Here is a 26565-nt window from a genome sequence, read left to right as displayed (position 1 = left end):
TTGCCGGGCCGCTTTCCTGCGCTAGCTTGCTGCTCAACTTCCCGCGACAGGCTTGACGCAACGCGCCTGATCGGCAGACTAAACACCCCGCGCCCACCTCAAGAGGCGACAAAAGCAGGTCAACTGCATCACCTGCCCCACCGTGAAAAGTGGGGATCCGCGATGGCCCGGCCAGCGCACCAACAGAGAGGAAAATCATGGAATTTTTGACACGCACCGGAAAACCGCTGCCGCAATCCGTGCTGACATCAGCCGAGAACGCCAAGAAAGACCCCGTCAGCAGACGCGAGTTTCTGGCGATTGCGAGCGCCTTCGGGGCCACGTCCGCCACAGCCTACGGGATGCTTGGCATGGCCGCGCCCGCGCGTGCGGCGGCCCATGCCAACCTCAAGGAAGGCGGCACCGTGCGGATGCAGATGGAGGTGCGTGCCCTGAAAGACCCGCGCACCTATGACTGGTCGCAGATCGCCAACTTCAGCCGCGGTTGGCTGGAATACCTCGCCATCTGGGAGAATGACGGCACCTTTACCCCCGGCCTGCTGGAAAGCTGGGAGATCAACGACGATGCCACCGAATACACGCTGAACGTCCGCAAGGGCGTGACATGGAACGACGGCACCGCCTTCACCGCGCAGGACGTGGCGCGCAACATCGAAGGCTGGTGCGACAAGTCGCTCGAAGGCAACTCCATGGCGGGCCGTTTCGCCACGCTAGTGGATGAGGAAACCGGCAAGGCCATCGAAGGCGCGATCGAGGTGGTGGATGACCACACCGTCAAGCTCACGCTGCCCAAATCCGACATCACGCTGATCCCCGGCATGGCCGACTACCCCGCCGCCATCACGCCCGAAGGGTTCGACCCCGACACGATGTTGGAAAACCCGAAAGGCACCGGCCCCTACCTGCCCGAGTCGCTCGAAGTTGGCGTGAAAAGCGTACTGGTCAAGAACCCCGATCACACATGGTGGGGCACCGAGGTCTTCGGCGGACCCTACATCGACCGACTGGAATACATCGACTACGGCACCGACCCCTCCGCTTGGATCGCCGCAGCCGAGGCCGAAGAGGTTGACGCTTTCTACTCCATGGAAGGCGAATATATCGACGTGATGAGCACGCTGGACGGCTGGGTCGAGAATGAGATCGCCACGGCGGCGACCATCGTGATCCGCCCCAACCAATTGGCCGAAGTCGACGGCATGAAACCCTATGAGGACAAGCGCGTGCGCAACGCGCTGCAACTTGCCGTCGACAATGCGGTTCTGCTGGAACTGGGCTATGCCGGGCGCGGGATCGTTGCCGAGAACCACCATGTCGGCCCGATGCATCCCGAATACGCCGAGGTCGAGCCGCCCAAGACCGACCCTGAAGCCGCCCGCGCGCTGATGGAAGAGGCGGGGATGGCGGATTACGAGCATGAGCTCTTCTCGATCGACGATGCGTGGCGCAAGGACACGACCGATGCCGTGGCCGCTCAACTTCGCGACGCGGGCATCAAGGTCAAACGCACCATCCTGCCCGGCTCCACCTTCTGGAACGACTGGGTGAAATACCCCTTCTCCTCCACCAACTGGAACGCGCGGCCCTTGGGCGTGCAAATCTGGGCGCTGGCCTACCGCTCGGGCGAGGCGTGGAACGAGTTCGGCTATGCCAACCCCGAGTTCGACGCCCTGCTGTCAGAGGCGCTGGCCACGGCGGATGTCAACGCCCGTCGCGAGATCATGGCGAAGGGTGAGAAGATGCTGCAGGACGATGGTGTCACGATCCAGCCCTACTGGCGTTCGCTTTACAACCACACCCGCGAGGGGCTGGTGGGTGCCGCGCATCACATCGGGTTCGAATATCACCCGGCGCGGATGGCTTGGGCGGAAGAATGATCTGCCGCTAGCTAGACACGCGAAAGGGCCGCAGCAATGCGGCCCTTTTTCTTGGCGCAGAGGCTCGGTTAACCGCCGATCAACTCTTTCGCCATCATCATATGCACGCCCTTCTCGCGATTCACCGTCTGGGTGATCCGCAGATCGCCGGCCAGCGAACAGAGCACATAGGCATCCTCGCGGCTGATCCCCGCGCGTGCTGAGACCAATGTGATCATCTCGCGCAGGGCTATCTCCGCGCAGCGGTCGAGGTCGGGGGCCATGCCCATGGTGATCACATGGGTCGGGGTTTCGGCCTGCGGATAGCTAAGCGCGCGGTCCTTCAACACGGCCAGACGGAAGCGGCCCTGTAACGCCGTCTCAATCGCCGTGACGCAGACCTCCCCATCGCCCTGCGCGCCATGCCCGTCTCCGCAGGAAAACAGCGCCCCTTCGTTGAAGACCGGCAAGTAGAGCGTGCTGCCCGCCCCCAGTTCCTTGTTGTCCAGATTGCCCCCATGTTTGCGCGGCTCGATGGTGGCGATCCGGCCCCATTCGGGCGGCGGCGCCACGGCCATCACGCCAAAGAACGGGGCCAAGGGCAGTTCCAGCCCCCAAGGCAGCCGGGCGACGCCCCGCTCTGCATCCAGCGGGATGTTGCTGTGATAGGTCTCGGGGAAATCCTGCGGCAGCGTGCCCGCCAAGGGGCGGATGAAGTTATACCCCCAGTCCTGCCGCAGCGCGACATCGAGGATTTCGACCTTCAGCACATCGCCGGGCATCGCGCCTTCGACGGCGACCGGCCCGGTCAGGATATGGCCCGGCATCGGCGGCGGGCCTGCCTTGTGGATGTCGTAGAGTTCGGGTGGGACGTGGAAGCCCTCGGGCGGCAGGCAATTGGGCGCGCCAGAGACGGTGTTGATTATCACCTCTTCGCCGCTTTGGATGGTCAGCGCAGGCGGGCGGCTGGCCTCGAAATAGCCCCAATGGCAGCTCTCGGGCGAAGAATGCAGCGTGGCGGTCATGACTGCGCCCCCCGGTTGGCCAAGATGCCTTCGATCAGTTGCTGCACCCGCAGCGCTTCCTCTGGCGTGGCCAGACGGCTGGGCTTGCCCGCCATCAGCAGCGCCATGTCGTCAAGCTGCGCCTTGAGGCTGGTGGCGCGGGTGTCGGCGGGGGCGTCGCTGGTCGGCGCGAATTCTTCCCCGGTCGAGACGGTATCGATGGAGAATTCCGAGATGCGGCGGCTGGCCTTCGCGCCTTTCACCGTCACCTCCTGCCGGTCCGGCTGCGCGCCGCCGACAGAGCCGAGGATCGAAACCGGCAAGCCCTCGGCATTGACCAGCCGCGCCGCAACATGGGTCTCGCAGAGCTTGTCGTCAGGGTATTCCGCATGAGCCCATTGCAGGGTCAGTGGCCCCAACACCCGCTCGCTCAAGAACAGGAAATGCGAGATCACCTCGCGCGTCATGCCCCCCTCAGCGGCAAAGCGCAGCCAATCGGCATCCACCTGCCATGCGCGGGGCCAAGCCGGATAGGTCACGATGATGTCGATGCCGCAAAGATCGCCAAGCGCGCCCTCTTGGATCGACCGCGTCAGATCGGTCAGCGCCGCCCCCGCCGCTTGGGTAAAGTTGACCGCCGCCGGAACGCCTGCGGCCTGCAACTCGGCCACCAAGGCGCGGCTCTCGGCAATGTCCACGCCAAGCGGTTTTTCGAGGAAGATCGCCTTGCCCGCTGCCGCGGCCTCAAGCGCATAGGCTTTGCGCGGCACCGGAGGGCAGGCGAGGTAAACGAGATCGACATCGGCCATCGCCTCGGACGCCGTGGCGGAGACAACCGCCTCCGGCGCGACCTCTTGCGCGGCGGCGCAGGCCGCGGGGTCGGGATCCCACATAGTGGTGACCGTGAAGTCAGGGTGCAGCACCATGTTCTCGGCCATGCGCCGCCCCATGATCCCCAATCCGATTACCGCAGTCCTGATCGTCATCTTCGTCTCCCTCGATGTGCTGCGCGATAAGACGCTGCAATTGGGGGAACTTCAACTGCTCGCGGCGCGATTGCTTCAGGCGAGGTCGGCGCGGACCAGTGGTTTGATTACGCGGGCCAGTTCTTCGGGCGCGGATTGGCTTTTGAACACATCCGCAATGGTGAAGACGCAGGTAAACGACCCCTCGAAACACAGCACCCCATTCTGCCGCGCCTTCATGCCGAAGGTGATGGATTTGTTGCCAAGCCGCGTCGGATAGGTTTCGCACATCAGCTTGTGCCGCGGGGTGACCGGGCTGCGGAAATCCATCGACAGGTTGACGAAAGGCGTGCCGATATTGCGGTCGATCTGAAGCTGAAACCAGCCATCACCGTCAAAATGCGCCTCCCACCACGCGTTGATCGCATCCAATGCGAAATAGGGCAGCCGCGCGGTATAGGCGATCTGCGCCGGGTCACAATCGCCCCATGTGACGTTGATCTCGTGAACGAAGTTTTCCGTGGTCATAAGGCTGCTTTCATCTGCTCAAACCCGCGCGGGGCATGGGCTATCTTCTATCCCTTCCAGCCCCACGCGCAACCCAAGCGCGGCGCACACGCAGCAGCGCTGACGCCGGATGCTCATCTGAAACAAAGGGGGGAGGATGGTGGCGTTACCTGGATTTGAACCAGGGACCTAACGATTATGAGTCGTTCGCTCTAACCAACTGAGCTATAACGCCGTGGCGCGTCGGATAAGGCAGCTTGGCATTGGGGTCAAGGGAGAAATCTGGATGATTTCACTTTTGCCACAGAAAACTGCCGCCCGCCCTCAATGCGCGGGGGCCGACACCACATCGAGCAGGGTGCGCCCGCCGTCGATGGTCATGATTTCGCCCGTCATGAAGCCCGAACTTTCAGCGGCGAGGAATTGCACCGCCTCGCAAAGCTCGTTCGGCCCGGCGATCCGGCCAAGCGGCGTATGCGCGCGGATGTCGTCGCGCCAGTCGCGGTTTTCGGCCACGGCAGCGCGCAGGGACGCGCTCATCACCGAACCGAAAGAGATCGCATTCACCCGTATCCGATGCGGCGCCAGCACCAGCGCCAGAGAGCGGGTCATCTGCTGCACCGCCGCCGAGGCGATGGCATAGCCCATCATATCCGGCTGGTGGCGCTGTGCCGCGATAGAGCTGAGGTTGATGATCGACCCCACCTGCCCCTCGGTCTGGCCCTCGGCCTGTTTGATCATCCGCCGCGCCACCTGCTGCGACAGTTGCAGTGCCGTCATCAGGTTTTGCTGCAACAGGGTCTCGACCGAGCCATCCTCCACATCGAGCGGATCGGTCGGCATCACCTGCCGCGAGGCATTCACGAGGATATCAACCTGATCATAAGCATCGATCGTGGCCGAGACGAGGTTGGCGATGGTCAGCCGCTGGCGCAGATCACCGGCAAAGACGCGGATATTGCCGTCGTCCGGCGTGTCGCCCAACTCTTCCATCAGCTTTTTCTCGTTGGAATCAGCGCACATCACATTGGCGCCCCGGTCGGCCAGATGCCGCGCGATAGCAAGGCCGATCCCGTCCGCCGCGCCGGTGATGATGGCTGTTTTACCAGAGATCGAGAATGACATCGGGATACCCCCTTAAGGCTCAGCGGCGCCGGGTCAGCGGGCGTGTGGCGTGGAACAGTTTGAACCGCGCATCGCCTCCAAGCTCGGCCACCTGAGCAAAGCGTTTCTTCAGTTCCGCCTCATAGGGCAGATGCCGGTTGGCCACCATCCACAGATCGCCCTGCCCCGAAAGGATCCGCGCGGCCGCGGCGACAAAGGCCTGACCGATCTGCGGCTCGGCAGCGCGGCCTGTGTGGAAAGGCGGGTTCATCACCACGGTATCCATCCGGTGCGGGGGCTGCCATTCGGTGGCATCCTCCCAATGGAACACGGCGCGGTCATCGGTCACGTTATGGCGCGCGCATTCCAGCGCCATATGCCCGGCCTCGACCAAATGCACCGTCTTCACCTTGGGTCGCGTCAGAACATGCGCCGAAAGGAACCCCCAGCCCGCCCCCAGATCGGCCACTTCGGCCCCGAGGTTATCGGGCAGCACATCCACCAAAAGCGCCGAGGCCAGATCGACCCCATCGGCAGAGAACACCCCCGGCGCGGTCCAAAACCCGCCTTCGGTCTGGGCCGGACCAGCCTCCCAATCGGTGAAAAAATCGCTCGCGCCCGCGTCGATCCAGTAAAGCTTGCCATGCGCCTTGGAGATCGGCCCCTGCACCGTCACCCGCGCCCGCATCTCGCGCAGGATGGAATCCGCGCCATCGGTCTTTTGCCCATCGACCACCACCGGCCCATCGCTTACGGCACAAGCTTGGGCCACCAAAGCGCGGGCCTCATGTTTGGCGCGCGGCAGACAGACGATGGCCGCAGCATAGCGCCCCTCGATCGAATGCGCCGCCTCATAGCCCCGCGCCGTCCACGCGTCATAGGCGGGCTTGAAATCGTGAATGATCTTGCAACGCTCAGGCGGAAGACCGGCCAGATCCGCATCCACGGGGGGCTGAAAGACAGCGATCACTCCAGTTTCGGGCAGGTCCAGCCCACCGCCGTTCAGGGCCAGTTCCAGTCGCGGATCAATCACGTGTTATTCTTCTTTTTCCATGGTGCATTGCAGCGGGTGCTGGTGACGCCGGGCGAAATCCATCACCTGCGCCACTTTCGTCTCCGCGATCTCGTGGCTAAAGACGCCAACCACGGCCAGCCCCTTCTTGTGAACCGTCAACATGATCTCGAACGCCTGCGCATGGTTCAGGCCAAAGAAACGTTCCAAGACATGCACCACGAATTCCATCGGGGTGAAATCGTCGTTCAGCAACATCACCTTGTAGAGCGGCGGGCGTTTGGTCTTGGGGCGGGTCTTGGTCAGCAACTCGCTGTCGTCGTCATCCTTGGGGCCGTCGGCCATCATCCACGCGCCCGGCGCGGACCGGCCTGCGGGCTGGATCGTCCAATCTGCTTTCACGTCGTCACGGTGCATTGCTGCTCCTGCGGCTGGGGGTAGAGCTTGTTCGTCGTGCAGCCGTCTATATAACCCCTGAACCAATTTAGGAAAGAGGCAGCACATATGGGCGGGGCACTCACCACTATCGGTTTCGATGCGGATGACACATTGTGGCATAATGAACGCTACTTTGCACTCTCTCACGACCGTTTTGCAGCCCTTCTCGCCGAACATAGTGAACGCGACCACCTGATGGCCCGGCTGCTGGAGGCCGAACGGCGCAATCTGCCGCATTACGGCTATGGAATCAAAGGCTTCACCCTGTCGATGATCGAGACCGCGATCGAGGTGACAGAGGGCAAAGTCCCCGCCGAGGTGATCAGCGATCTGCTTGCCGCCGGGCGCGAGATGCTGGACCATCCCATCGAATTGCTGCCCCATGTCGAGGACGTGCTGGAAAACCTGCGCGGCGACTACCGGCTCATCGTGGTGACCAAAGGCGACCTGCTGGACCAAGAACGCAAACTGGCCCAATCGGGCCTGCGCGACAGGTTCGACGCGGTCGAAATCGTCTCTCACAAGACCGAAGCCGCCTATCGCCACATTTTTGAGCAGCACGGCCAAGGTGCCGAACGGGGGCTGATGGTCGGCAACTCGATGGCCTCCGACGTGCGCCCGATGATCGCGGCAGGCGGCTGGGGCATCTACGTGCCTCACGACCTCACATCGGCAATGGAACATGCCGAAGCGCCAACCAATTCCCCCCGTTTCGCCGAGATTAGGGACCTCTCAGGCCTCCCAGAAACGATCGAAAAGATCGTGTCGGGGTGACTCGCCCCGCGCCTGAGTCGTTCTGACACATCGCCGAAAATGCCGCACTGCGGGCCAATTTCCGCCCAATTCTTGCCTTATTCGCGCTTATAGTGGGTTGATGTGTGCAAGCCTCTACATATTGGAGGAGAGATCCGCCCCTTTTTCCCCTGTTCACTGGATTCGACGGCTTCCGCGATGCAGCGTCCTATGCTAGCCTTGAACCAATTAATAAATGGTCAGCCAGAAATCGGCGGCCTGAGGCAGTAAAAGGCAGGCAAATATGAAGGCTCGGCGCATTCAGCCGGCCCGTTACGGGCTATTTCTATTCGCGGCACTCTGGGTTCTGGTTTTCCTGCCCCTCAGCGCGATCGCTGCCCCCTACGCCGCCTATGTCATCGACGCCCGCACCGGCAAAGAAATCCACGCGGAGAATGCCGATACCCGCCTGCACCCGGCTTCCCTGACCAAGATGATGACCCTCTATATCGCCTTCCAAGCGGTCGAACGGGGGGAAATCTCTCTCGACACCCAAGTGACGATCTCGAAAAACGCGGCCTCCGAGCCGCCTAGCAAATTGGGCATGCGCCCGGGCCAAAAGATCGCCCTGCGCTATCTGATCCGCGCCGCCGCCGTAAAATCCGCCAATGACGCCGCCACCGCGATCGGCGAGGCCATCGGTGGTTCTGAGGCCGCCTTCGCCCGCCGGATGAACCGCACTGCCAAACAGCTTGGCATGACGCGCACCACGTTCAAAAACATGCACGGGCTGACCGAGAGCGGCCACCTCTCCACCGCCCGCGACATGACCCGGATGGGCCGCCACCTGCTCTATGATTACCCGCAATACTACAACCTCTTCTCGCGCATCACCGCCGACGCAGGCGTGCGCAAGGTCTCCCATACGAATCGCCGGTTTCTGGGGTCCTACAAAGGGGCGGATGGCATCAAGACCGGCTACACCCGCGCCGCTGGCTTCAACCTCACCGCCTCGGCCGAACGGGGCAATGAGCGCATCATCGTGACCGTCTTCGGCGGCAAATCCACCGCCTCGCGCAACGCCAAAGTGGCCGAGCTTATGGACCTCGGCTTCCGCCGCGCGCCCTCCTCCGCGCCGCTGCGCAAACCGGTCCCACCCGTCTATGCCGATGTGGAAACCGCCCCCGGCGCCGCAGGCAAAACGATCCGCCTCGTCGGCGCCGTCACCACCTCCAAACGCCCACAACTGCGCCCCCGCAGCGACGTCGTGGTCGTGGCCACCGCCGCCGCGCCCGAGGCAACCAGCGTGGTCTCCAACAGCGATATCACCGCAGCGCTGCGCGAAGCGGTTGAGACGGCGCCAACCCCGCCCGCCGCCGCGCCCACGCCAGAGGCCAATGAGGCCGAGGTCGTCATCGCCGCCGCCAAAGCCTCCCCCCGCCCCGAACCGCGCCCCAAGGACGTGACGCTGGCGGTACAACAGGCGGTAGAGCAAGAGATCGTGACCCGCGTCTCCACCTCCGGCGGGCGCCACTGGGGCGTGAACGTGGGCCGTTTCCCCAGCCGCTACGCCGCCGAGAAGGTCCTGCTGAAAACCGCCTTGGCCGAAATGTCGACCCTCGATGGCACGCTGCGCAAAGTGGTGCGCCGCCCACAAGGCTTTGACGCGAACTTCCTCGGCATGTCCCGCGAAAGCGCCGACCTCGCCTGCCGCCGTCTGGCCGCGCGCAACGTCAGCTGCTTCATGATCGGCCCCAGCGAAGGCTAAACGCGCAACCCGCGCCGCCCCTTCATCTTCATCCTTTAAAAAATACCGCGGGGGAATCGCGCCCCCGGCGCGATGGGGGCAGCGCCCCCCCTACCCTCTCCGCAAATGCAACGCCCGCTTACCCTGCCGCCTGCAACAGGTTCCGTGTGTATTCCGTCTGCGGATTGTCATAAAGCGCGTCGACATCCCCATATTCCACCACGTCACCGCGTTTCATCACCATCACCTTGTGCGACATGGCCCGCACCACTTTCAGATCATGGCTTATGAAGAGATAGGCCAGCCCGTATTTCGCCTGCAAATCCCGCAGAAGATCAACGATCTGCACCTGCACTGTCATGTCCAATGCCGAGGTCGGCTCGTCCAGAACCAGCAGCTTCGGGCGCAGCACCATGGCGCGGGCGATGGCGATGCGCTGGCGTTGACCGCCGGAAAACTCATGCGGGTAGCGGTCCATCGTCGCGGGGTCGAGCCCAACCTCGGTCATCACCTCGGCGACCAACTCGCGCTTGTCGCGCCCCTTGTCGATCTTGTGGATCGCCAGCCCCTCACTGATGATCTGGAAACAGGTCATCCGCGGGCTGAGCGAGCCGAAGGGGTCCTGAAAGACGATCTGCATGTCGGCGCGCAGCCGGCGCAGCTTCTTGGTAGACCATTTGCGCAGGTCCTCGCCGCGGAAGGTCACCTCCCCTTCCGAGCCGATGAGCCGCATGATTGCCAGCGCCGCCGTGGTCTTGCCCGAGCCGCTTTCGCCGACGATGCCCAGGGTCTCGCCCGCGCGGATCGACAGGCTGGTGTCGTTGACGGCTTTCACATGGCCCACGGTGCGGCGCAGCAGGCCTTTCTGGATCGGAAACCAGACCTTGAGATTATCGGTGCGCAGCACCTCGGGCGCATCCTCGGCCACCGGGGCGGGCGCGCCCGTGGGCTCTGCGCCGAGCAGTTTGCGCGTGTAGGGGTGCTGCGGGTTGTCGAAAATCTCCGCCGTCGGGCCTTCCTCGGCGACCAGCCCCTTTTGCATGACGAAGACCCGGTCCGCGATGCGCCGCACGATGCCGAGGTCATGCGTGATGAACAAAAGCCCCATCCCCATCTCGTCCTTCAAATCCTTCAACAGGTCGAGGATCTGGGCCTGAATGGTCACGTCGAGCGCCGTCGTCGGCTCGTCCGCGATCAGGATGTCGGGCTTGTTGGCCAGCGCCATGGCGATCATCACGCGCTGCCGCTGCCCGCCCGAAAGCTGGTGCGGATAGGCGCCCATGCGGCTTTCCGCGTCGTTGATGCCGACCTGCTGAAGCAGCTCCAGCACCCGCGCCCGCGCCGCCTCTCCCTGCAGCCCCTGATGCAACGCCAGCGATTCCGCCAACTGCTTCTCGATCGTGTGCAGCGGGTTGAGCGAGGTCATCGGCTCTTGGAAGATGAAGGAGATGTCGTTGCCGCGCACGTCGCGCAACAGCTTGTCGTCGGCGCCGATCATCTGCTGGCCGTTGTAGGTGACCGACCCGCTCACCTCGGCACTTTCGCCCAGCAGCGACACGGTCGACAGCGCCGAGACCGACTTGCCCGAGCCGCTTTCGCCCACCAGCGCCACCGTCTCGCCGCGGTTGACGGCAAAGCTCACCCCGCGCACCGCCGGGATCAGCTGCCCGTCCTGCCGAAAGGAGACTTGCAGGTCTTTGACGTCCAACAATGCAGTCACGAGAAGGTCTTTCTGGGGTCGAATGCGTCGCGGATGCCCTCGAAGATGAAGACCAGAAGCGACAGCATGATGGCAAAGGTGAAGAAGGCCGAGAAGGCAAGCCATGGCGCTTGCAGGTTCTGCTTGGCCTGCAACGTCAATTCGCCCAGCGACGGCGCCGAGGACGGCAGGCCGAAGCCGAGGAAGTCGAGCGTCGCCAGCGTCGAGATCGTACCGGTGATGATAAACGGCAGCATGGTGAGCGTCGCCACCATGGCATTGGGCAGCATGTGCCGCAGCATGATGGTGCCATTGCGGACCCCAAGGGCGCGGGCGGCGCGGACATATTCAAGGTTACGGGCGCGCAGGAACTCGGCCCGCACCACGCCCACCAGCGCGGTCCATGAGAACAGCACCAGCAGGACCACCAGAAGCCAGAAGCTGCGCCCCAGAATGGCGAACATGATGATGATGACGTAAAGCGACGGGGTCGAGGACCAGATCTCGATGATGCGCTGGAAAATGAGATCGAGCCAGCCGCCAAAGAAGCCTTGCACAGCGCCCGCGAGGATACCGATGATCGAGGCCGCACCGGTGACGATCAGCGTGAACACCACCGAGAGCCGGAAGCCATGGATCACCCGTGCCATCACGTCGCGTTTGGTGCCGTCGGTCCCGAGCCAGTTCTGCCCGTTGGGCGGCAGGGGTGCGGCGCCGGGACGGTCCACGGCGGTGTCGAAGGAATAGGGGATGACCGGCCAAAGCGCCCAGCCCTTCTCAATCGCCTCGCCCTCAACCTCGCCATCCTCGGCGTCGATGATATAGCCCTCGGGGTCGTCGAAACAGTCCTCCAGCCCGCCGGTGGCGATGAGGCATTGCACCTCGGGATCGCGGTAGGCGGCCTCGGTCTGGAAATCGCCGCCGAAGGCGGTCTCGGGGTAGAAGTTGAAGATCGGCGTGTAATATTCGCCCCGGTAGCTGACAAGGATCGGCTTGTCGTTCGCCACGAACTCGGCCAGCAGCGAAATCCCGAACAAGATCGCGAAGATCCACAGCGACCAATAGGCGCGCCGGTTCGCGGTGAAATTGCGCCAGCGGCGCTGGTTCAGCGGAGAGAGTGCCATCAGCCTTCCCTCTTCTCGAAGTCGATGCGCGGGTCGACGAGCACATACATCAGGTCCGACAGGATGCCGACGACAAGGCCGATGAGGCCAAAGATGAAGAGCGTGCCGAAGACGATCGGATAGTCACGCGCCACCGCCGCCTCGAAGCCCAAACGCCCAAGGCCGTCGAGGCTAAAGATCGTTTCGATGATGATCGACCCGCCAAAGAAGACCGAAATGAAGACCGCCGGGAAACTGGCGATCACGATGAGCATCGCATTGCGGAAGACATGGCCATAGAGCACCTTGCGCTCGGACAGCCCCTTGGCACGGGCAGTGATGACATATTGCTTTTTGATCTCGTCCAGAAAGCTGTTCTTCGTGAGCAGCGTCAGCGTGGCAAAGGCCGAGATCGTGGAGGCCAGCACCGGCAGGGTGATGTGCCAGAAGTAATCGGCCACCTTGCCCAAGGGGCTGAGACTGTCGAAATTATCCGAGGTCAGGCCCCGCAACGGGAAGATCTGCCAGTAAGAGCCGCCGGCGAAGAGCACCAAGAGCAGGATGGCGAAAAGAAAGCCAGGGATCGCATAGGCCGCGATGATCGCGCCCGAGGTCCACGTGTCGAACCGCGACCCGTCGCGCACCGCCTTGCGGATGCCCAAGGGGATCGAGACCAAGTGTGCGATCAGCGTCGACCAGAGACCTAGCGTGATCGAGACCGGCAGCTTTTCCTTGATCAGGTCGATCACGCTGATGGCGCGGAAATAGCTCTCGCCAAAATCGAGCCGCATGTAGTTCCACAGCATGTGAAAGAACCGCTCCACCGGGGGTTTGTCGAAGCCGAATTCCTTCTCCAATTCCTCGATCAACTCGGGCGGCAAGCCGCGTGCGCCGACATAGGTGCTGTCGGACCCGCGGGCCATGGTATCGACACCGGCATCGTTGTTGCCCCCGGCGAAACCGCCAAAGACGTCACCGCCGCCCTGAATCCGGGCGATGGCCTGTTCCACCGGGCCACCGGGCACGAATTGCACCAGTGCGAAGTTGACCAGCATGATGCCGAACAACGTCGGGATCACCAGCAAAAGCCGTCTGAGGATATAGGCTCCCATTTGGTCGCCTTACCGCAAGGCGCCCGAGGCGCGCAACTGCTGGGCGGCCTCTTCGTCGTACCACCAGAAATCAAGGTACCCCAAAGCGTAGGGCGGGATCTCGGGGTGGTCATACTGGTCGTAATAGGCCACCCAGTAGCTGTCGTTGTACCACGTCGGGATCATGAAGAACTCGTGCCGCAGCGCGCGGTCGAGCGCCATAAGTGCTGCGTCTTCTTCCTCGGCTGTCTCCGCATTCAGAGAGGCGTCGATGATCGCGTCCACCAGCGGGCTGGCGAGGCCTGCCGGGTTGAAGAGCGAGAACTCAGCCGCCTCGGAGCCGTAGCGCTGTGCCAGACCGGTGCCGGTGCCGAGGAACGCCGCATAGGCGTCATAGATCATGTCGTAGTCGCGGTCGCGCTCGCGGGCGGTGTATTGCGAACTGTCGACCTTCTCGAGCCGGGCGTCGATGCCGATGGACGTGAGGTTACCAACGAAGTTCTCGATCACTGCCGAAATCGTCGGCGACCCGGCGGAGTTCATCAGGAAGTTCAGCCGCAGGGGCTCGCCTGTCTCGTTCACGCGCATCCCGTTCTGCACGGTCCAGCCGGCCTCTTCCAGCAGCTTGGAGGCGCGGCGCGCGTTGCGACGGTCCAACAGGCGCGCGGGGTCGGAGCTATGCGGCACCACGGCGGGCTCGGTCAGCAACGCGTCCGGCACCAGATCGCCGAAGCTCTCCAAAAGCGCCAGCTCGGCCCCCTCGGGCGCGCCCTGCGCCATCAGCGGCGTGTCCTGCGTGAAGGAGGCGCGGTGGTTGAACAGCCCGTATTGCAGCGACTCGTTGGTCCACTCGAAGTTGAACATCAGCGCCACGGCCTCGCGTACGCGGCGGTCCTGCAGCGTCTCGCGGCCCAAGTTGAAGATGATGCCCGAAGGCGTGGGCGGCGAGCCGTCGGGCAGTTCGGCCTTCACGATGGCACCCTCACTCACCTTGGAGAAGTCATAGCCCGTGGCCCATTTCTTGGAATCCCCCTCGGCGCGGAAGGTGTATTCGCCGGCCTTGAAGGCCTCGAAGGCCGAGGTGTCGTCGCTGAAGATCTCCAGCCGGATGCGGTCGAAGTTCATGCGGCCGCGGTTGATCGGGAGGTCCTTCCCCCAGTAATCCGGGTTGCGCTTCAGCACGATGCGCTTGGTCAGATCGACGCTCTCGACCATATAGGCGCCCGATCCGGGGGGCGGGTCCATCCAACTGTCCTTGAGGGTATTGCCGGTCTCCTCGAACCAATGTTTCGGCCATGCGGGCACGCCGCCCACGGTCTCGATCAGGCTGCGGCGCGAGATGCCGTCGGCGAAGTAGAACTTCACCGTGTGGTCATCCAACGCCTCGACCTTGGGAATGCGCTTGCGCACCGCGTCGGCGTAAGATTTCAACCCCTCGTCCAGCAGCAGGTTGTGCGAAAATACGATGTCATGCGCCGTCACCGGCGTGCTGTCCGAGAAACGCGCCTCGGGGCGCATGTGGAAGGTGACCCAGGATTTATCCTCGGGGTATTCGAGGCTCTCGCAGAGCAGGCAGTAGCTCTCGCCATAGACATCCGCCGGCAGCGGCTCGCCCGAGGGGGCCTCTCCCAACAAGCTCTCGAAACCGAAGATCGAGAACAGATGCGCGCGGCCCTTGCCGGAATAGGGGTTCATCGAATCCAGCGTGCCGACGAAGGGGATCGAGATCTCCCCGCCCTTGGGCGCATCCGGGTTCACATAGTCGAAATGCTCGAAATCCGCCGGATAGGTCAGGTCGCCGTAAAAGGAATAGCCGTGGCTTTTGATGATCTTCTGCTCCTGTGCCACGGCGGCACCGGCCAGCAAGGCCGCCACCATCAGCGTCAGCGTCGCGAGCCAGAGCGGCAGGTCATCAAAGACCGAAGGACGGGTCGCGGCGCGGGTCTGGGCACGGGGCATAGGTCACTCCTTAGCGTGGCGTAGTCCGGATAGGCGTCATCTAGGCTAACGCTGTGCGACGCCAAGATACAAGTTGCGAATATGTAAGGTTGCCCCGCACGGGCGGTCCACCGCAAAGCATGCCCCGCGGATTGGCGGTTTCCCCCGCCCCAGCTCGCGACAAAGTGTAGCCCGCTGCCCCTGTATCTTCGCGGCCCAGCCCGTTTCTCGCCCCAAAGTTAACAGATTCTTCACTCAGATTAACGATGCGTAAACTGGAGCTGAGCATGAGAACCTACCCGATTCCCTTTAACGAAGAAGCCCGTCTGCGCGCCGTTTTCGATGTGCCCGGCCTCACCGCCGAGAACGAAGCTCTGTTCGACACCATTTGCGAGGCCACCCGCCGCCTGCTTGACTGTCCGATCGCACATATCAGTGTCGTGGAGGCAGATACCCAATGGTACAAATCCGTGGTCGGCTACCCGCTGGAGCCGATGCCGAAAGATACCGGGTTTTGCAGCCATACAATCATGTCGGACGCGCCGCTGGTGGTTCCCGACCTCAGCAAAGACCCCCGGTTCGCGCGTCACCCCATGGTCGCCGAGGGCGGCCCCGAGGCGCGCTATTACTGCGGTGTGCCGCTGATCCTGTCGTCGGGCCACCGCTTCGGCAGCCTGTGCGCGCTGGACCTGCAATCGCATGAGGCTCCTTCTGAGAAGCAGATTGCCCTGTTGGAAGATATGGGCCGCATGGTGGTCGCGGCCCTTGAACGCTCCCAGCCAGACGCGTCCGAGCAAAAGGCCGACAACAGCGCCGAAGCCACTTTCCTGACGCTGGTGGGCCATGAACTCCGCACCCCGCTGACGGTTCTTTTCGGCAGTCTGCGCATGTTGGAGGCCAAGGCCGAACAGGGGGTCAATCCGCTCCTGATCCGCTCGGCCCGCCGGTCTGTCGACCATCTGAGCGCCCTGATCGAGACGATCATTTCCTACAGCAATGTCAGCACCGGCGAGCTGCGCCTGAACGAGCGGAAATGCAACCTGAGCGACCTTCTGCAATCGGTCTCCGCCCTGCATTTCGCCACCACGGATGCGACGCCCAAGACCATCACGCTCCGCGACAGTCTCCCGCTTGAGGAGATGCATATCGACGGCGACCAGATCGAATTGGCGGTGACGGCACTTGTGCTGAACTCCGTCCTGCATGGCGGCAGTGAGATCGCCTTGGAGACGTTCAAAGACGCCGAGGGCAATATCGAGATTTCGATCATCGACAACGGCTCATTCGATGAGCACGTCGATCTGGCCGAGCTTTACAAACCCTTCGTCGTCGGCGGCATGATGGAGCACCGCAGCACGAAGGGCGGGCTCGGCCTTGGCCTGCCGCTGACCCGCAAGCTGATCGAAATGCACGGTGGGGATTTCGAGGTGCATGTGGAAGCAGGCCAAAGCCGCGCCGTGATCCGCCTGCCCGCTTGGCGCTGCGACATCGGCGGGATTGCCGCCGCGAATGCCACCGCCCCGGTGATCGCCGCTCAGTAAAGTCGAAACGGGGCGCGTACTATGCCGCGCCCCGCATCCGATCACTGCCCGTCGACCATGCGGATCAGCGCGTTGATCTCATCCGCCAGCACCTCGGGGTGATCCTCCGGCGTGAAGTGTTTGCCCCCTTCGATCCGACGCAGGGGTGCATTAAGGTCTTTCGCCAACCGCTCGCCATATTCGATCTTTTGGAAGTCATCCGCAGCGCCCCAGACGATCCGCGCGGGGATGTTGAGGGTGGGCAGCTTGTCCGCGATGGCTTTCGTGTCTTCCACGTCCAGCGACTGCGCCTGCCGGACAAAGGCTTCGGCCTCTCCGTGCTGCGCGTAATGCGGGGCGTGGGCGTCAAAGGCAGCCTCGGCGGCGGCGTCGGTCTCATGCCCCTTCGAGAACATCATCTTCAGCAACTGGTGGAATGAGCCATCGGGCGCATGTTTCGCCACGCCGCCGGTCTTGGCCACCGCGCTGACCAGCGGAACGGGCCACGAATCATAGCTGATCGCATTGGTCAAAAGCAGCCCGCTGACCATCTCAGGGTGACGCACCGCCGCAATCTGCGCGACCCCGCCGCCGAGGTCATGCGCCGCGAGGATCGCGCGCGTGATGCCCAGATCGCGCATCCAAGCGACCAGATAGTCCGCCTGTTTGGCGACCGAGATATCGCGGCCCTCGCCCTGCGGGATCGAGGCCCCATAGCCCGGCATCTCCCAAGCGAGCACCCGACGGCCCGTAATCTTGGGCGCGACATCCCGCCAAAGCGCGGGACAGGTGGGAATGCCGTGAAGCAGGATGACAGGATCCCCCGCCCCCGTCTCTTCCCAACGCATTTCGATTCCATCGACCGTGGTTTTGTGGCTTTGCATGGCGCGTCTCCTTTCGGTGTGGACGTTTCATGGCCCAACACCTCCAGGGATAAGACGTTCCGCCCCGCCCAAACGCAGAAGCCGCCCCGGAGGGCGGCTTTCTCTCACGCGATGGCGCGGGATATCAGTTGGAAACGCTTTGCAGGTAAGCGATCACGTCGGCGCGGTCTTCGACCTTACGCAGACCGGCGAAGCCCATGGTGGTGCCGGGCGCGTAGCCTTTGGGGCTTTGCAGGAAGGCGCTCAGCTCTTCCGGGGTCCAATCGCCTTCGAGCGAGGTCAGAGCGCCGGAATAGCCGAAATCGCCAACCGAGGCGATATCGCGGCCAACGACACCGTCGAGGTGCGGACCAACAGCGTTGGACCCGTCGACCTTGTGGCAGGCGGCGCATTTGCGGAACACTTTCGACCCGCTGTCGGCATCGGCTTCGGCCATCACGGCAGCAAAATCGATCTCTTCGCCGCCATCGTCACCACCGGCGTCGGCCACTTCGATGACATAGGACGCTTCCCCATGTGCATCGGCGTGGTAAATCTCTTCACCCGCCCATTTGCCCAGCAGAAGTACCAACCAGGCGCCGAATACGCCGGCTGCGATTTTGGTCAGGGTCATTGTATCGAACATGCGTCAGGGTCCATCACTTGGTATTGGCACCATGGGCGGGCCATGGTTCTTGGCATCGTTGCCCGCGTATCTATTGCTTTCCCTTGGCGCAGGCAAGGTGTAGTTACCGCGACCAATTGCCCTTCTCCGCGCCTTTTGCAGCAGGATACGATCCATGACCGCCCAGACCACGCCGCGCATCGCCTTCCAAGGGGCCCTTGGCGCCTATAGTCACGAGGCCTGCCTTCAGGCCTGCCCCGACATGGAACCGGTGCCTTGCCAGTCGTTCGAAGGCGTTATCCGGGCCGTAAACGAGGGCCGCGCCGAGCTGGCCATGCTGCCGGTCGAGAATACGACCTATGGCCGGGTGGCCGACATTCACCGCCTGCTGCCGGAAAGCGGGCTGCATATCATCGGCGAAGCCTTCGTGCGGGTGCGCATCGCGCTGATGGCCCGCCCCGGCGTGGCACTGGACGACATCAAACATGTCCGCGCACATCTGGTGCTTTTGCCTCAGGCACGCAGCTTTTTGCAGCAACATGGCATCACCTCTGAACCCGCCGCCGATTCCGCCGGGGCCGCCGCCGAACTCGCCGCGACCGAGGGCAGCACCGATGGCGTTCTCGCAGGCGAGGTCGCGGCAGAGATCAACGGCCTCACCGTGCTGGCCCGCGATATTGAGGATATGGACCATAACACCACTCGCTTTTTGCTGATGGCGCCCAAGATTGACCTCTCGCGCCGGGCCGAGCGGATGCTGACCACCTTCGTCTTTGAGGTGCGCAACATTCCCGCCGCGCTTTACAAGGCGATGGGGGGCTTTGCGACCAATGGCGTCAACATGACCAAACTGGAAAGCTATATGGTCGGCGGCTCCTTCACCGCAACGCAGTTCTACGCCGATATCGAAGGCCATCCCGAAGACCCGGCGGTGAAACGCGCGCTGGATGAACTGGGGTATTTCACCAACAAGCTGGAAATTCTCGGCGCCTACCCCGCCCATCCCGGCCGGGGCGCGCCGACCGGGATGTGAGGTGAGGCGAGGCGCGCAGGCTCAGACCTTGACGCCGCTGGCGTAGCGTTCTTCCATCCCGCGGGCATATTCCGCCACGCGGTCTTTGTATTTCTGGGTCAGCGTGGTCTTGGCCAGTTTGAGCGATTGCACCCAAAGCCGCGCTGACAGGGTCAGCGGCTTGACCTCAAGCGCCACCAAGACACGCGTGCTGTTGCGCGACAAGGGCATCAATTCAAAGGACATCTGCCCCGCCAACCCCTGCGACATGCTGTCGATCACCATCTCGTTGGGCCGGTCGAAGGTCACCATCTCTAGCGTCAACTCGCGCCGCTTGCCGCGCAGGGGGAAGACCGCCTTCCATGTCATCCCGACGCCGGGCTGATGCAGGGCATCGGCGCGCTGCACCTCGGCCCCGCGCCGCATCGCCGCCCGCTCAAAGCTCTCAAAATCGCACAACATGTCAAAGACCGCCTCAATCGGCGCTTCGACGTCTTCTTTGGTGGAGAATTTCATTCGGTCCGTTCCAATTCTTCTGCTCGCATTTGCCACCCGCGCCGCTTTGTCCGGGCCCGTCAGCGCGGTGTGTCAGGTCAGTCTATCCGCAAGCCAGTTTTCCAGCAAGAAATGCGCGATGGCACCACGACGAGCGGGCAGAAGCCGCGGGTGGCTTGCGGCAAAGACCTCCATCATCTCTTCGCGGGTGACCCAAAGCGCGTCTTCGATCTCAACCGGGTCGATGGTCAACTCCCGGCTCAGCGCCTGCCCCGCACAGCCCAGCATGAGGGACGCCGGAAAGGGCCATGGCTGGCTGGAGAGGTAGCGCACCGCGCCGACCTGCACGCCCGCCTCCTCAAAGACCTCCCGCCGCACAGCGGCCTCTACCGTCTCTCCCGGTTCGACAAAGCCCGCCAACAGGGAATACATCCCCTCGGGCCAACCGGGGGAGCGCCCCATGAGGACCGAGTTGCCGTGGGTGATCAGCATGATGACCACCGGATCGGTGCGCGGGAAATGCGCGCCGCCACAGTCAGGGCAGACCCGTTGCCAGCCACCCTGTGCCAGATCGGTGGCGCTGCCGCAGCGCGCGCAATGGCGGTGGGTCTCGTGCCAGCCGAGGATCGCCTTGCCGCTGGCCGCCAGTTCGGCATCGCGCGGATCGAGCCATGTCATCACCCGCCGCAATTCGGCAAAGGCCATGTCATCGCCCAAAAGCGGATGGCGCTGTTCGGTGGGGTCAAGGAACGCGCCCAGTTGCGATTGATCCAGATCGGGGGGTTCCCAGCCGGAGATATCGACCGCAAAGCGCGGCGCCCCATCCTCGCGCCCCAGCAAGATCGCCGTGCCTTCGGCCTCTTGCAAGACGGGGTGATCCATCGCCAATCGCGCCAAAGCGGCGGGGCGTTCGGGCGCGATCAGCGGCTTGCCGCGCCAAAAGACCACCGCCCGCGCCGCCGGGTCGGCGCGCAATTGCGCCAAGGCTTCCGGATTGCCGCGTATCTCCCCCGCCCGATCAAGGGCCGAGCCTCCAAAGGTTACCGTCTCCGCGTGACGCATGGCGCTCTCCCGATACAGGCCCGATACAGGCTTTTGGCGTTTCGCCCAGCCATGCCACGGCGCATGAGAGATTGGCAATCCCAAGCCCCCTTGCCAGATCGGTTGAAATCTGGTCATATCAAAACATCTTTAAGTTGCAAAATTTGACGAGTACTTACCTTTTCGGTGAACAGGCGCAGCACATATGCCTCGACCGGTGTCGTTCCCCCTGAGGGTGGCATCCCGGCCGAGGCACGTCTGCGCATTCTGGCGACGACCGATCTGCATATGCAGATCCTGGGGCATGACTATGTGGGTGACCGTTCGGTCGGGCATCACGGGCTGGCCGGAATCGCCACCTTGATCCGCACCGCCCGGGCGGAGGCGGCGGAACAGGGGGCCGCCTGTATCTTGCTCGACAATGGCGATCTGTTGCAGGGCAATGCCCTGGGCGATCAACTGGCGCAGAAGCCGGTCACCCATACGCATCCGCTTGTCGCCTGTGTGAACCATCTGCATTATGACGGTCTGGGCCTTGGCAATCACGACCTCGACCATGGGCTGCCCTATCTGCGCGCCGTGGCCGGGGCGCTGGACATGCCGCTGATCTCGACCAATCTGCATCTGACCGACCCCGGCCCGCTGCGCCGTTGGGCCGTCGTCTCGTGTCTGCTGCCTGCCGTTGCGGGGCATCCCTCTTCTCGGCTGCGGGTGGGCCTGCTTTCCGTCCTGCCGGGCCGAACCGCGATCTGGAACCGCGAGGTTTTGGAGAATGAGGCCGAGATCATTTGCCCGCTCGAAAGCCTGCGCAGCGCCGCACTAACGCTGCGGGCAGAGGGGGCCGATCTGACCGTGCTGCTGGCCCATATGGGTATCGCCCATGAAGGTGAAATCACCACCGAGGAAGACATCTGCACTTTGGCCCAGATCGACGGGATCGACGCGGTGATCACCGGCCACACCCATCTTCGTTTTCCCGGAGAGGACCACGGCCCGCGCGAGGGGGTTGATACGCAGGCCGGCACGCTGTCCGACCGTCCGGCGGCGATGCCGGGCTTTGGGGGGTCCGATTTGGCGGTGCTGGATCTGGCCCTTGTACGGGATGCGCAGGGGCGTTGGACGGTGTCGGGCCATCAAAGCCACCTGCGCGACAACAGCACACAAACGCTGGCCGACCCCACGGTGCTGAGCGCGGCCCGGGTCAGCCACATTGGCGTGCGCAGACATCTGGAGGAGGTGGTCGGCCATACCGACACCGCGCTGCACAACTACTTTGCCCTCGCCATGCCCACACCCATCGATGCACTCAGCGCCCGCGCGCAAGCCGAGGTGATCCGCCAAGGGGTCGCGGGCACGGCGGATAGCGAGCTCCCGATCCTCGCCGCCACGGCGGCACATACGGCAGGCGGGCGCGGCGGGCCGGGGCATTTCCTGCATATCCCGCCGGGCGCGGTGCAACGCCGCCATATCGCCGGGCTGCTTCCCTATCGAAACGCGGTCTGGGCGTTGCGCCTTACCGGTGCCGACCTGCGGCGCCGTTTGGAAAAAGCGGCAGAGGTGTTTGCCCCGCTCGGCAGCACCCCCGGCCCGCTACTCGACCCCTGCCGCCCACCGTTTCACTGCGACACGATTTTTGGCATTACCTATGCCATTGACCCCTGCCGCCCCCGCGGCAGACGGATCACTGCGCTGTCATGGCAAGGGGCACCGGTGAGGCCAGACCAAAAGTTTCTACTCGCGACCAACCAGTTCCGCGCGGCAGGCGGCGGCGGGTTTGACCGCGCGGCGGGGGATGACGTCGCCCTGCGCAGCCCGCTTCCGCTGTCCGACGCGCTAATTGCCGCTCTCGCTACGCCGCAGGAGTGCCCATGGTCGGATACGCCGCCATGGCGCTTCGATGCGGCGGGGGCGCAGGCGGTTCTCTATACCTCGCCCGAGGCCCTGCCCTTCTTACAAGACATCGCCCATCTGTCGCCCACCCCGCGCGGCATGACCGCCTCGGGCTTCGCCCAAATCGCGATCCGCTTGTGAGGCTTGCACTTCGCTCCATGCCCTCCTATATGGGCCTTGAGAGGTTGGTGCGGGCAAGCGCCTCGCCAACCCGGTCAGATCCGGAAGGAAGCAGCCGTAACGAGCCCCGCTTGGGTCGTTATCAACCTCTCACCACCGTCGCATTGCGCAGCAATGCGACGCCCCGGCAGTCGCTTCGCAGAAGCGATGAGAGGGGTAGCAGACGTTTCTGAATCATTCTGACATTCTGGGATGCCCCGCCCATGGGCACCACGAGCACCGCCTCACAACCGATCCGCCTCAAACGTATCGCAAGCCACAATCTGGCCACTCTCAAACCCGCGCTCAAACCAACGCGCGCGCTGTTCAGACGTGCCGTGGGTGAAAGTATGCGGCTGCGGCACCTGACCGGCCTGTCGCTGCAAATGATCATCCCCGATCATCCGCGCAGCATTCAGCGCCTCTTCAAGGTCACCCTTCTCCATCAAGCCTTCGACGTTCGAGGCCCAGATGCCAGAAAAACAATCGGCCATCAGTTCAAGACGCACGGTCAGGGCATTCGCCTCAACCTCGGAAGACTGCTGCCGCATCCGGGCCACCTGCGGCAGAACGCCGATCTCATTCTGCACATGGTGCGCGACCTCATGGGCGATCACGTAGGCCGCCGCGAAATCGCCCCCGGCACCAAGACGCTGGTCCAACGTGCGGAAAAACGCGGTGTCGAGATAGGCCATATTGTCCGCCGGGCAGTAAAACGGTCCCGTCGCGCCCGAAGCCCCGCCGCAGGCGCTTTGGGTCACATTCTCAAAGACCACAAGCTTGGGCGGCGTATAGGTTTCACCCAATTGGTCTTGGAAAATCCGGCCCCACACCTGTTCGGTCGTGGTCAGCACGCGGGCGGCGAAATCGACCTGCGGGTCTTCGCTGTCGCTCAATGGGCGGGACTGCTGGACCTGACCGCCGCCTTGGCCGGTCAACAGCGGCGTCACATCGATGCCGGTGAAATAGCCGATGGCCATTACTGCCAAGACGCCGACCAATCCAAGACCCCCGGCCTTGCCGGCCTTTCCACTGCGTCGGATGACATTCTTGCTCCGCCCAATTCCACCCAACCGCATGAACCGTCCCTCGTCTTGTTAAAGCCTATTGCCACATGAACGCGCAAGGCGCAGTTTGGTTCAATGAGTGATAAGAATGACCTAGCCGAAGACCGCACCGACTGGGCCGAGGATCGCACGATCCTTGCCAATGAACGCACCTTTGCGGGCTGGATGCGCACCGGCATGGCCGCCGTCGCCGTGGCGATCGGTCTGCGCGCCGTGTTCGGAGAGTTCGAGCCGACTTGGGTGGCGAAAGCCGTGGCCTCGGTCTTCATCTTAGCCGCACTTTACGTCTACTGGGCCGCGCAGGCGTCGGCGGCGAAAACCCAAAGGCGGCTGAGCGACCATCACGCCAATGCCCAGCCCAACAGCCGCATGAAGGTTCTGGCGGCGATCCTCGCCTTTGCCTCAGCCGGGGTCGGCGCGATCCTCTGGATGCTCTGAGCTTTCCGCAAGCACGGTAGACGCCACGGCGCGGAGCGCATAGTTTACGGCCTTGACCGAATCCGATCTGGGGCACCATGACAGATACATCCGCCTACCGCGTTCTGGCCCGCAAATACCGGCCCGAAACCTTTGCCGATCTCGTTGGCCAAGACGCCATGGTGCGCACGCTGAAGAACGCCTTCGCCGCCGACCGGATCGCGCAGGCTTTTGTGATGACGGGCATTCGCGGCACCGGCAAGACGACCACGGCGCGGATCATCGCCAAGGGGATGAACTGCATCGGGCCGGACGGCAACGGTGGGCCGACGACCGACCCCTGCGGCGTTTGCGAACATTGCACCGCCATCATGGAAGGCCGCCATGTCGACGTGATGGAGATGGACGCAGCCTCAAACACCGGCGTCGCCAACATCCGCGAGATCATCGACTCGGTGCATTATCGCGCCGCCTCGGCCCGGTACAAAGTCTATATCATCGACGAAGTGCACATGCTCTCGACCGGAGCGTTCAACGCGCTTCTCAAGACGCTGGAAGAGCCGCCGGAACACGTCAAATTCATCTTCGCCACCACCGAGATCCGCAAGGTGCCGGTGACGGTGCTTTCGCGCTGCCAGCGTTTCGACCTGCGCCGGATTGAGCCCGAGGTGATGATCGCCCTGCTGCGCAAGATCGCCACCGCCGAGAGTGCCGAGATCACCGATGACGCCCTCGCGCTGATCACCCGCGCCGCCGAAGGCTCGGCCCGCGACGCCACCTCGCTGCTGGACCAAGCGATCAGCCACGGCGCGGGCGAGACCGGGGCCGAACAGGTGCGCGCCATGCTGGGGCTGGCCGACCGGGGCCGGGTGCTGGACCTTTTTGACATGGTGCTGCGCGGCGATGCAGGCGCCGCGCTGACCGAGCTTTCGGCGCAATATGCCGATGGGGCCGACCCGATGGCGGTGCTGCGCGATCTGGCCGAGATCACCCATTGGGTCTCGGTCGTGAAGATCACGCCCGATGCCGCCGAAGATCCCACCATCGCCCCTGAGGAACGTGCCCGCGGCCAGCAGATGGCCGAGACCCTGCCGATGCGGGTGCTGACGCGGCTCTGGCAGATGCTGCTGAAGGCGCTGGACGAGGTCGCAGCCGCGCCCAACGCGATGATGGCCGCCGAAATGGCCGTGATCCGCCTCACCCATGTGGCCGATCTGCCCTCGCCCGAGGAACTGGTCCGCAAGCTGCAAAACAGCAGCCCGCCCCCGCCCCCCGGCCCCGTTGGCGGCGGGGGCGGCGGTGGCAATGGTGCCGCGCAGGGCAACACCGGCGCGCAGGCCGTGCAACAGGCGCAGCAGCGCATGGCCTCCAACCCCGGCCCGCAAGGGCAGACCACGGCACTGGCGCAAGACCTCAACGCTGCGCTGGCCCGCTTTCCGACATTCGAACATGTCGTCGAGTTGATCCGCGTGAACCGCGACGTGAAGCTGCTGGTTGAGGTGGAAACCTGCGTGCAACTTGCCGCCTACCAGCCGGGCCGCATCGAGTTTGTCCCCACCGACGACGCGCCGCGCGATATGGCGCAGCGGCTGGGGCAGAAACTGCAACTCTGGACCGGCAACCGCTGGGCCGTCTCGCTGGTCAACGAGGGCGGGGCCGAGACCATCGCGCAGGTCCGCGATGCGCGTGAACTGGCGCTGAAAAAACAGGCCGAGGACCACCCGATGATGCAGGCGGTGCTGGCGCAGTTTCCCAAGGCCCGGATCACCGCGATCCGCACCCCAGAAGACATCGCCGCCGCCGCCACGGCAGAGGCGCTGCCCGAAGTCGAAGACGAATGGGATCCGTTCGAGGACGGTTGATCCCCCGGCCCCCGCGCCACATATAAACGACAACGCAACAAGGAGACCCAGATGCTCAAGGGATTAGGCGGCCTCGGCGATATGGCCGGGATGATGAAAAAAGCGCAGGAAATGCAGGGCAAGATGGCCGAACTGCAAGAGGAGATGCACAACATCACCGTCGAAGGTGAATCCGGTGCGGGCCTCGTTAAAGCGACCTGTAGCGCCAAGGGTGAATTGAAGGGCCTCGATATCGACCCGTCGATCTTCAACAAAGACGAGAAGGAAGTGGTCGAAGACCTGATCCTCGCCGCCATCAAGGATGCGCAGAGCAAAGCCTCGGAACGTGCACAGGCCGAGATGAGCAAGCTGACCGAAGGCATGGGCCTTCCCGCGGGCATGAAACTGCCCTTCTGATCCCGGTGGGGCGGGCCGGTCC

24 protein-coding genes, 1 tRNA gene and 1 other RNA gene are annotated in these 26565 nt (G+C 63.5%); 10 read left to right on the top strand and 16 right to left on the bottom strand.

Translation table 11 applies throughout. The features are described from left to right. The first annotated feature begins 197 nt into the window (after positions 1-197). A complete protein-coding gene (locus ACGYLX_RS08425) occupies positions 198-1877 on the top strand; it encodes an ABC transporter substrate-binding protein (RefSeq protein ID WP_394448584.1) in 1680 nt (559 codons plus the stop codon). 68 nt (positions 1878-1945) lie between these two features. Here ACGYLX_RS08425 and ACGYLX_RS08420 read toward each other — a convergent pair whose 3' ends face one another. The 7 genes from ACGYLX_RS08420 to clpS form a co-directional block, all read right to left on the bottom strand. Beyond that, a complete protein-coding gene (locus tag ACGYLX_RS08420; protein WP_394448581.1) occupies positions 1946-2881 on the bottom strand; it encodes an acetamidase/formamidase family protein in 936 nt (311 codons plus the stop codon). Then, positions 2878-3846, bottom strand: coding sequence for a Gfo/Idh/MocA family protein (locus tag ACGYLX_RS08415; protein WP_394448578.1), 969 nt, complete (start codon positions 3844-3846; stop codon positions 2878-2880). The genes ACGYLX_RS08420 and ACGYLX_RS08415 overlap by 4 nt, the downstream gene beginning before the upstream one ends. 75 nt (positions 3847-3921) lie before the next feature. Beyond that, positions 3922-4353: a thioesterase family protein gene (locus ACGYLX_RS08410; RefSeq protein WP_067268618.1), complete on the bottom strand. Its 432-nt coding sequence runs from the start codon at positions 4351-4353 to the stop codon at positions 3922-3924. Positions 4354-4490: 137 nt separating this feature from the next. Next, a tRNA-Met gene (locus ACGYLX_RS08405) sits at positions 4491-4567 on the bottom strand. An 89-nt stretch (positions 4568-4656) separates the two neighbouring features. Then, positions 4657-5457, bottom strand: a complete 801-nt coding sequence (locus ACGYLX_RS08400) for an SDR family NAD(P)-dependent oxidoreductase (protein WP_067268615.1) — start codon at positions 5455-5457, stop codon at positions 4657-4659. 19 nt (positions 5458-5476) lie between these two features. Then, the gene (locus ACGYLX_RS08395; protein WP_067268613.1) at positions 5477-6469 is read right to left on the bottom strand and encodes a class I SAM-dependent methyltransferase; all 993 of its coding nucleotides are present in this window, start codon (positions 6467-6469) and stop codon (positions 5477-5479) included. Between the two features lie 3 nt (positions 6470-6472). Continuing rightward, positions 6473-6796 carry an ATP-dependent Clp protease adapter ClpS gene (gene clpS, locus ACGYLX_RS08390; protein ID WP_067268646.1) on the bottom strand — a complete coding sequence of 108 codons (324 nt, stop codon included), beginning with the start codon at positions 6794-6796 and terminating at the stop codon, positions 6473-6475. 156 nt (positions 6797-6952) lie between these two features. Between clpS and ACGYLX_RS08385 the strand changes: the two genes are divergently transcribed. Both ACGYLX_RS08385 and ACGYLX_RS08380 read left to right on the top strand, forming a co-directional pair. Next, on the top strand, positions 6953-7660 hold the full coding sequence (locus tag ACGYLX_RS08385) for an HAD family hydrolase (RefSeq protein ID WP_394448575.1): 708 nt from the start codon (positions 6953-6955) through the stop codon (positions 7658-7660). A gap of 262 nt (positions 7661-7922) precedes the next feature. Then, positions 7923-9386 (top strand): D-alanyl-D-alanine carboxypeptidase family protein, encoded by a 1464-nt coding sequence (locus tag ACGYLX_RS08380; protein ID WP_394448573.1) that lies wholly within the window; start codon positions 7923-7925, stop codon positions 9384-9386. A 118-nt stretch (positions 9387-9504) separates the two neighbouring features. Here ACGYLX_RS08380 and ACGYLX_RS08375 read toward each other — a convergent pair whose 3' ends face one another. The 4 genes from ACGYLX_RS08375 to ACGYLX_RS08360 are packed head-to-tail and all read right to left on the bottom strand — an operon-like array spanning position 9505 to position 15217. Beyond that, a complete protein-coding gene (locus tag ACGYLX_RS08375) occupies positions 9505-11085 on the bottom strand; it encodes an ABC transporter ATP-binding protein (protein ID WP_394448571.1) in 1581 nt (526 codons plus the stop codon). Continuing rightward, positions 11082-12188, bottom strand: a complete 1107-nt coding sequence (locus ACGYLX_RS08370; protein ID WP_394448569.1) for an ABC transporter permease — start codon at positions 12186-12188, stop codon at positions 11082-11084. Before ACGYLX_RS08370 ends, ACGYLX_RS08375 begins: the two co-directional genes overlap by 4 nt. Next, a complete protein-coding gene (locus tag ACGYLX_RS08365; RefSeq protein ID WP_394411255.1) occupies positions 12188-13279 on the bottom strand; it encodes a microcin C ABC transporter permease YejB in 1092 nt (363 codons plus the stop codon). Before ACGYLX_RS08365 ends, ACGYLX_RS08370 begins: the two co-directional genes overlap by 1 nt. A gap of 9 nt (positions 13280-13288) precedes the next feature. After that, the gene (locus ACGYLX_RS08360; RefSeq protein WP_394448567.1) at positions 13289-15217 is read right to left on the bottom strand and encodes an extracellular solute-binding protein; all 1929 of its coding nucleotides are present in this window, start codon (positions 15215-15217) and stop codon (positions 13289-13291) included. Positions 15218-15483: 266 nt separating this feature from the next. Here ACGYLX_RS08360 and ACGYLX_RS08355 point away from each other — a divergent pair, with 266 nt between their 5' ends. After that, on the top strand, positions 15484-16737 hold the full coding sequence (locus tag ACGYLX_RS08355; RefSeq protein ID WP_394448563.1) for a GAF domain-containing protein: 1254 nt from the start codon (positions 15484-15486) through the stop codon (positions 16735-16737). Positions 16738-16778: 41 nt separating this feature from the next. Here the strand turns inward: ACGYLX_RS08355 and ACGYLX_RS08350 are convergent, their stop codons facing one another. Both ACGYLX_RS08350 and ACGYLX_RS08345 read right to left on the bottom strand, forming a co-directional pair. Continuing rightward, positions 16779-17600, bottom strand: a complete 822-nt coding sequence (locus tag ACGYLX_RS08350) for an alpha/beta fold hydrolase (protein WP_394448560.1) — start codon at positions 17598-17600, stop codon at positions 16779-16781. A gap of 124 nt (positions 17601-17724) precedes the next feature. After that, the gene (locus tag ACGYLX_RS08345) at positions 17725-18225 is read right to left on the bottom strand and encodes a c-type cytochrome (RefSeq protein WP_394448557.1); all 501 of its coding nucleotides are present in this window, start codon (positions 18223-18225) and stop codon (positions 17725-17727) included. Between the two features lie 154 nt (positions 18226-18379). Here ACGYLX_RS08345 and ACGYLX_RS08340 point away from each other — a divergent pair, with 154 nt between their 5' ends. After that, complete coding sequence (locus tag ACGYLX_RS08340; protein ID WP_394448555.1) at positions 18380-19237, top strand: prephenate dehydratase; 858 nt, start codon at positions 18380-18382, stop codon at positions 19235-19237. Between the two features lie 21 nt (positions 19238-19258). On the opposite strand, the gene ACGYLX_RS08335 is transcribed toward ACGYLX_RS08340, so the two are convergent. Together ACGYLX_RS08335 and nudC are read right to left on the bottom strand one after the other, a co-directional pair. Next, entirely contained in the window at positions 19259-19732 is a 474-nt protein-coding gene (locus ACGYLX_RS08335; protein WP_067268594.1) for an SRPBCC family protein, read from the bottom strand. Positions 19733-19804: 72 nt separating this feature from the next. Further along, on the bottom strand, positions 19805-20773 hold the full coding sequence (nudC, locus tag ACGYLX_RS08330; RefSeq protein ID WP_394448661.1) for an NAD(+) diphosphatase: 969 nt from the start codon (positions 20771-20773) through the stop codon (positions 19805-19807). 165 nt (positions 20774-20938) lie between these two features. On the opposite strand from nudC, the gene ACGYLX_RS08325 reads away from it, so the two are divergent. Continuing rightward, a complete protein-coding gene (locus tag ACGYLX_RS08325; RefSeq protein ID WP_394448553.1) occupies positions 20939-22783 on the top strand; it encodes a 5'-nucleotidase C-terminal domain-containing protein in 1845 nt (614 codons plus the stop codon). 37 nt (positions 22784-22820) lie between these two features. Further along, positions 22821-22918, top strand: an RNA gene (gene ffs, locus ACGYLX_RS08320) — signal recognition particle sRNA small type. A 128-nt stretch (positions 22919-23046) separates the two neighbouring features. Here ffs and ACGYLX_RS08315 read toward each other — a convergent pair. Beyond that, the gene (locus ACGYLX_RS08315; protein ID WP_394448550.1) at positions 23047-23880 is read right to left on the bottom strand and encodes a neutral zinc metallopeptidase; all 834 of its coding nucleotides are present in this window, start codon (positions 23878-23880) and stop codon (positions 23047-23049) included. Positions 23881-23943: 63 nt separating this feature from the next. Between ACGYLX_RS08315 and ACGYLX_RS08310 the strand changes: the two genes are divergently transcribed. The 3 genes from ACGYLX_RS08310 (at position 23944) to ACGYLX_RS08300 (ending at position 26543) form a co-directional block, all read left to right on the top strand. After that, positions 23944-24306 (top strand): YidH family protein, encoded by a 363-nt coding sequence (locus ACGYLX_RS08310; RefSeq protein ID WP_394411230.1) that lies wholly within the window; start codon positions 23944-23946, stop codon positions 24304-24306. 77 nt (positions 24307-24383) lie between these two features. Further along, the gene (locus ACGYLX_RS08305) at positions 24384-26147 is read left to right on the top strand and encodes a DNA polymerase III subunit gamma/tau (protein ID WP_394448548.1); all 1764 of its coding nucleotides are present in this window, start codon (positions 24384-24386) and stop codon (positions 26145-26147) included. Positions 26148-26198: 51 nt separating this feature from the next. Next, a complete protein-coding gene (locus ACGYLX_RS08300; RefSeq protein ID WP_007118099.1) occupies positions 26199-26543 on the top strand; it encodes a YbaB/EbfC family nucleoid-associated protein in 345 nt (114 codons plus the stop codon). Positions 26544-26565: the final 22 nt, after the last annotated feature.

The sequence above is a fragment of the Sulfitobacter sp. 1A13496 genome (genome assembly GCF_043557225.1).
GTDB classification, from domain to species: domain Bacteria; phylum Pseudomonadota; class Alphaproteobacteria; order Rhodobacterales; family Rhodobacteraceae; genus Sulfitobacter; species Sulfitobacter faviae.
This window is presented reverse-complemented; position numbering and strand designations above follow the sequence as displayed.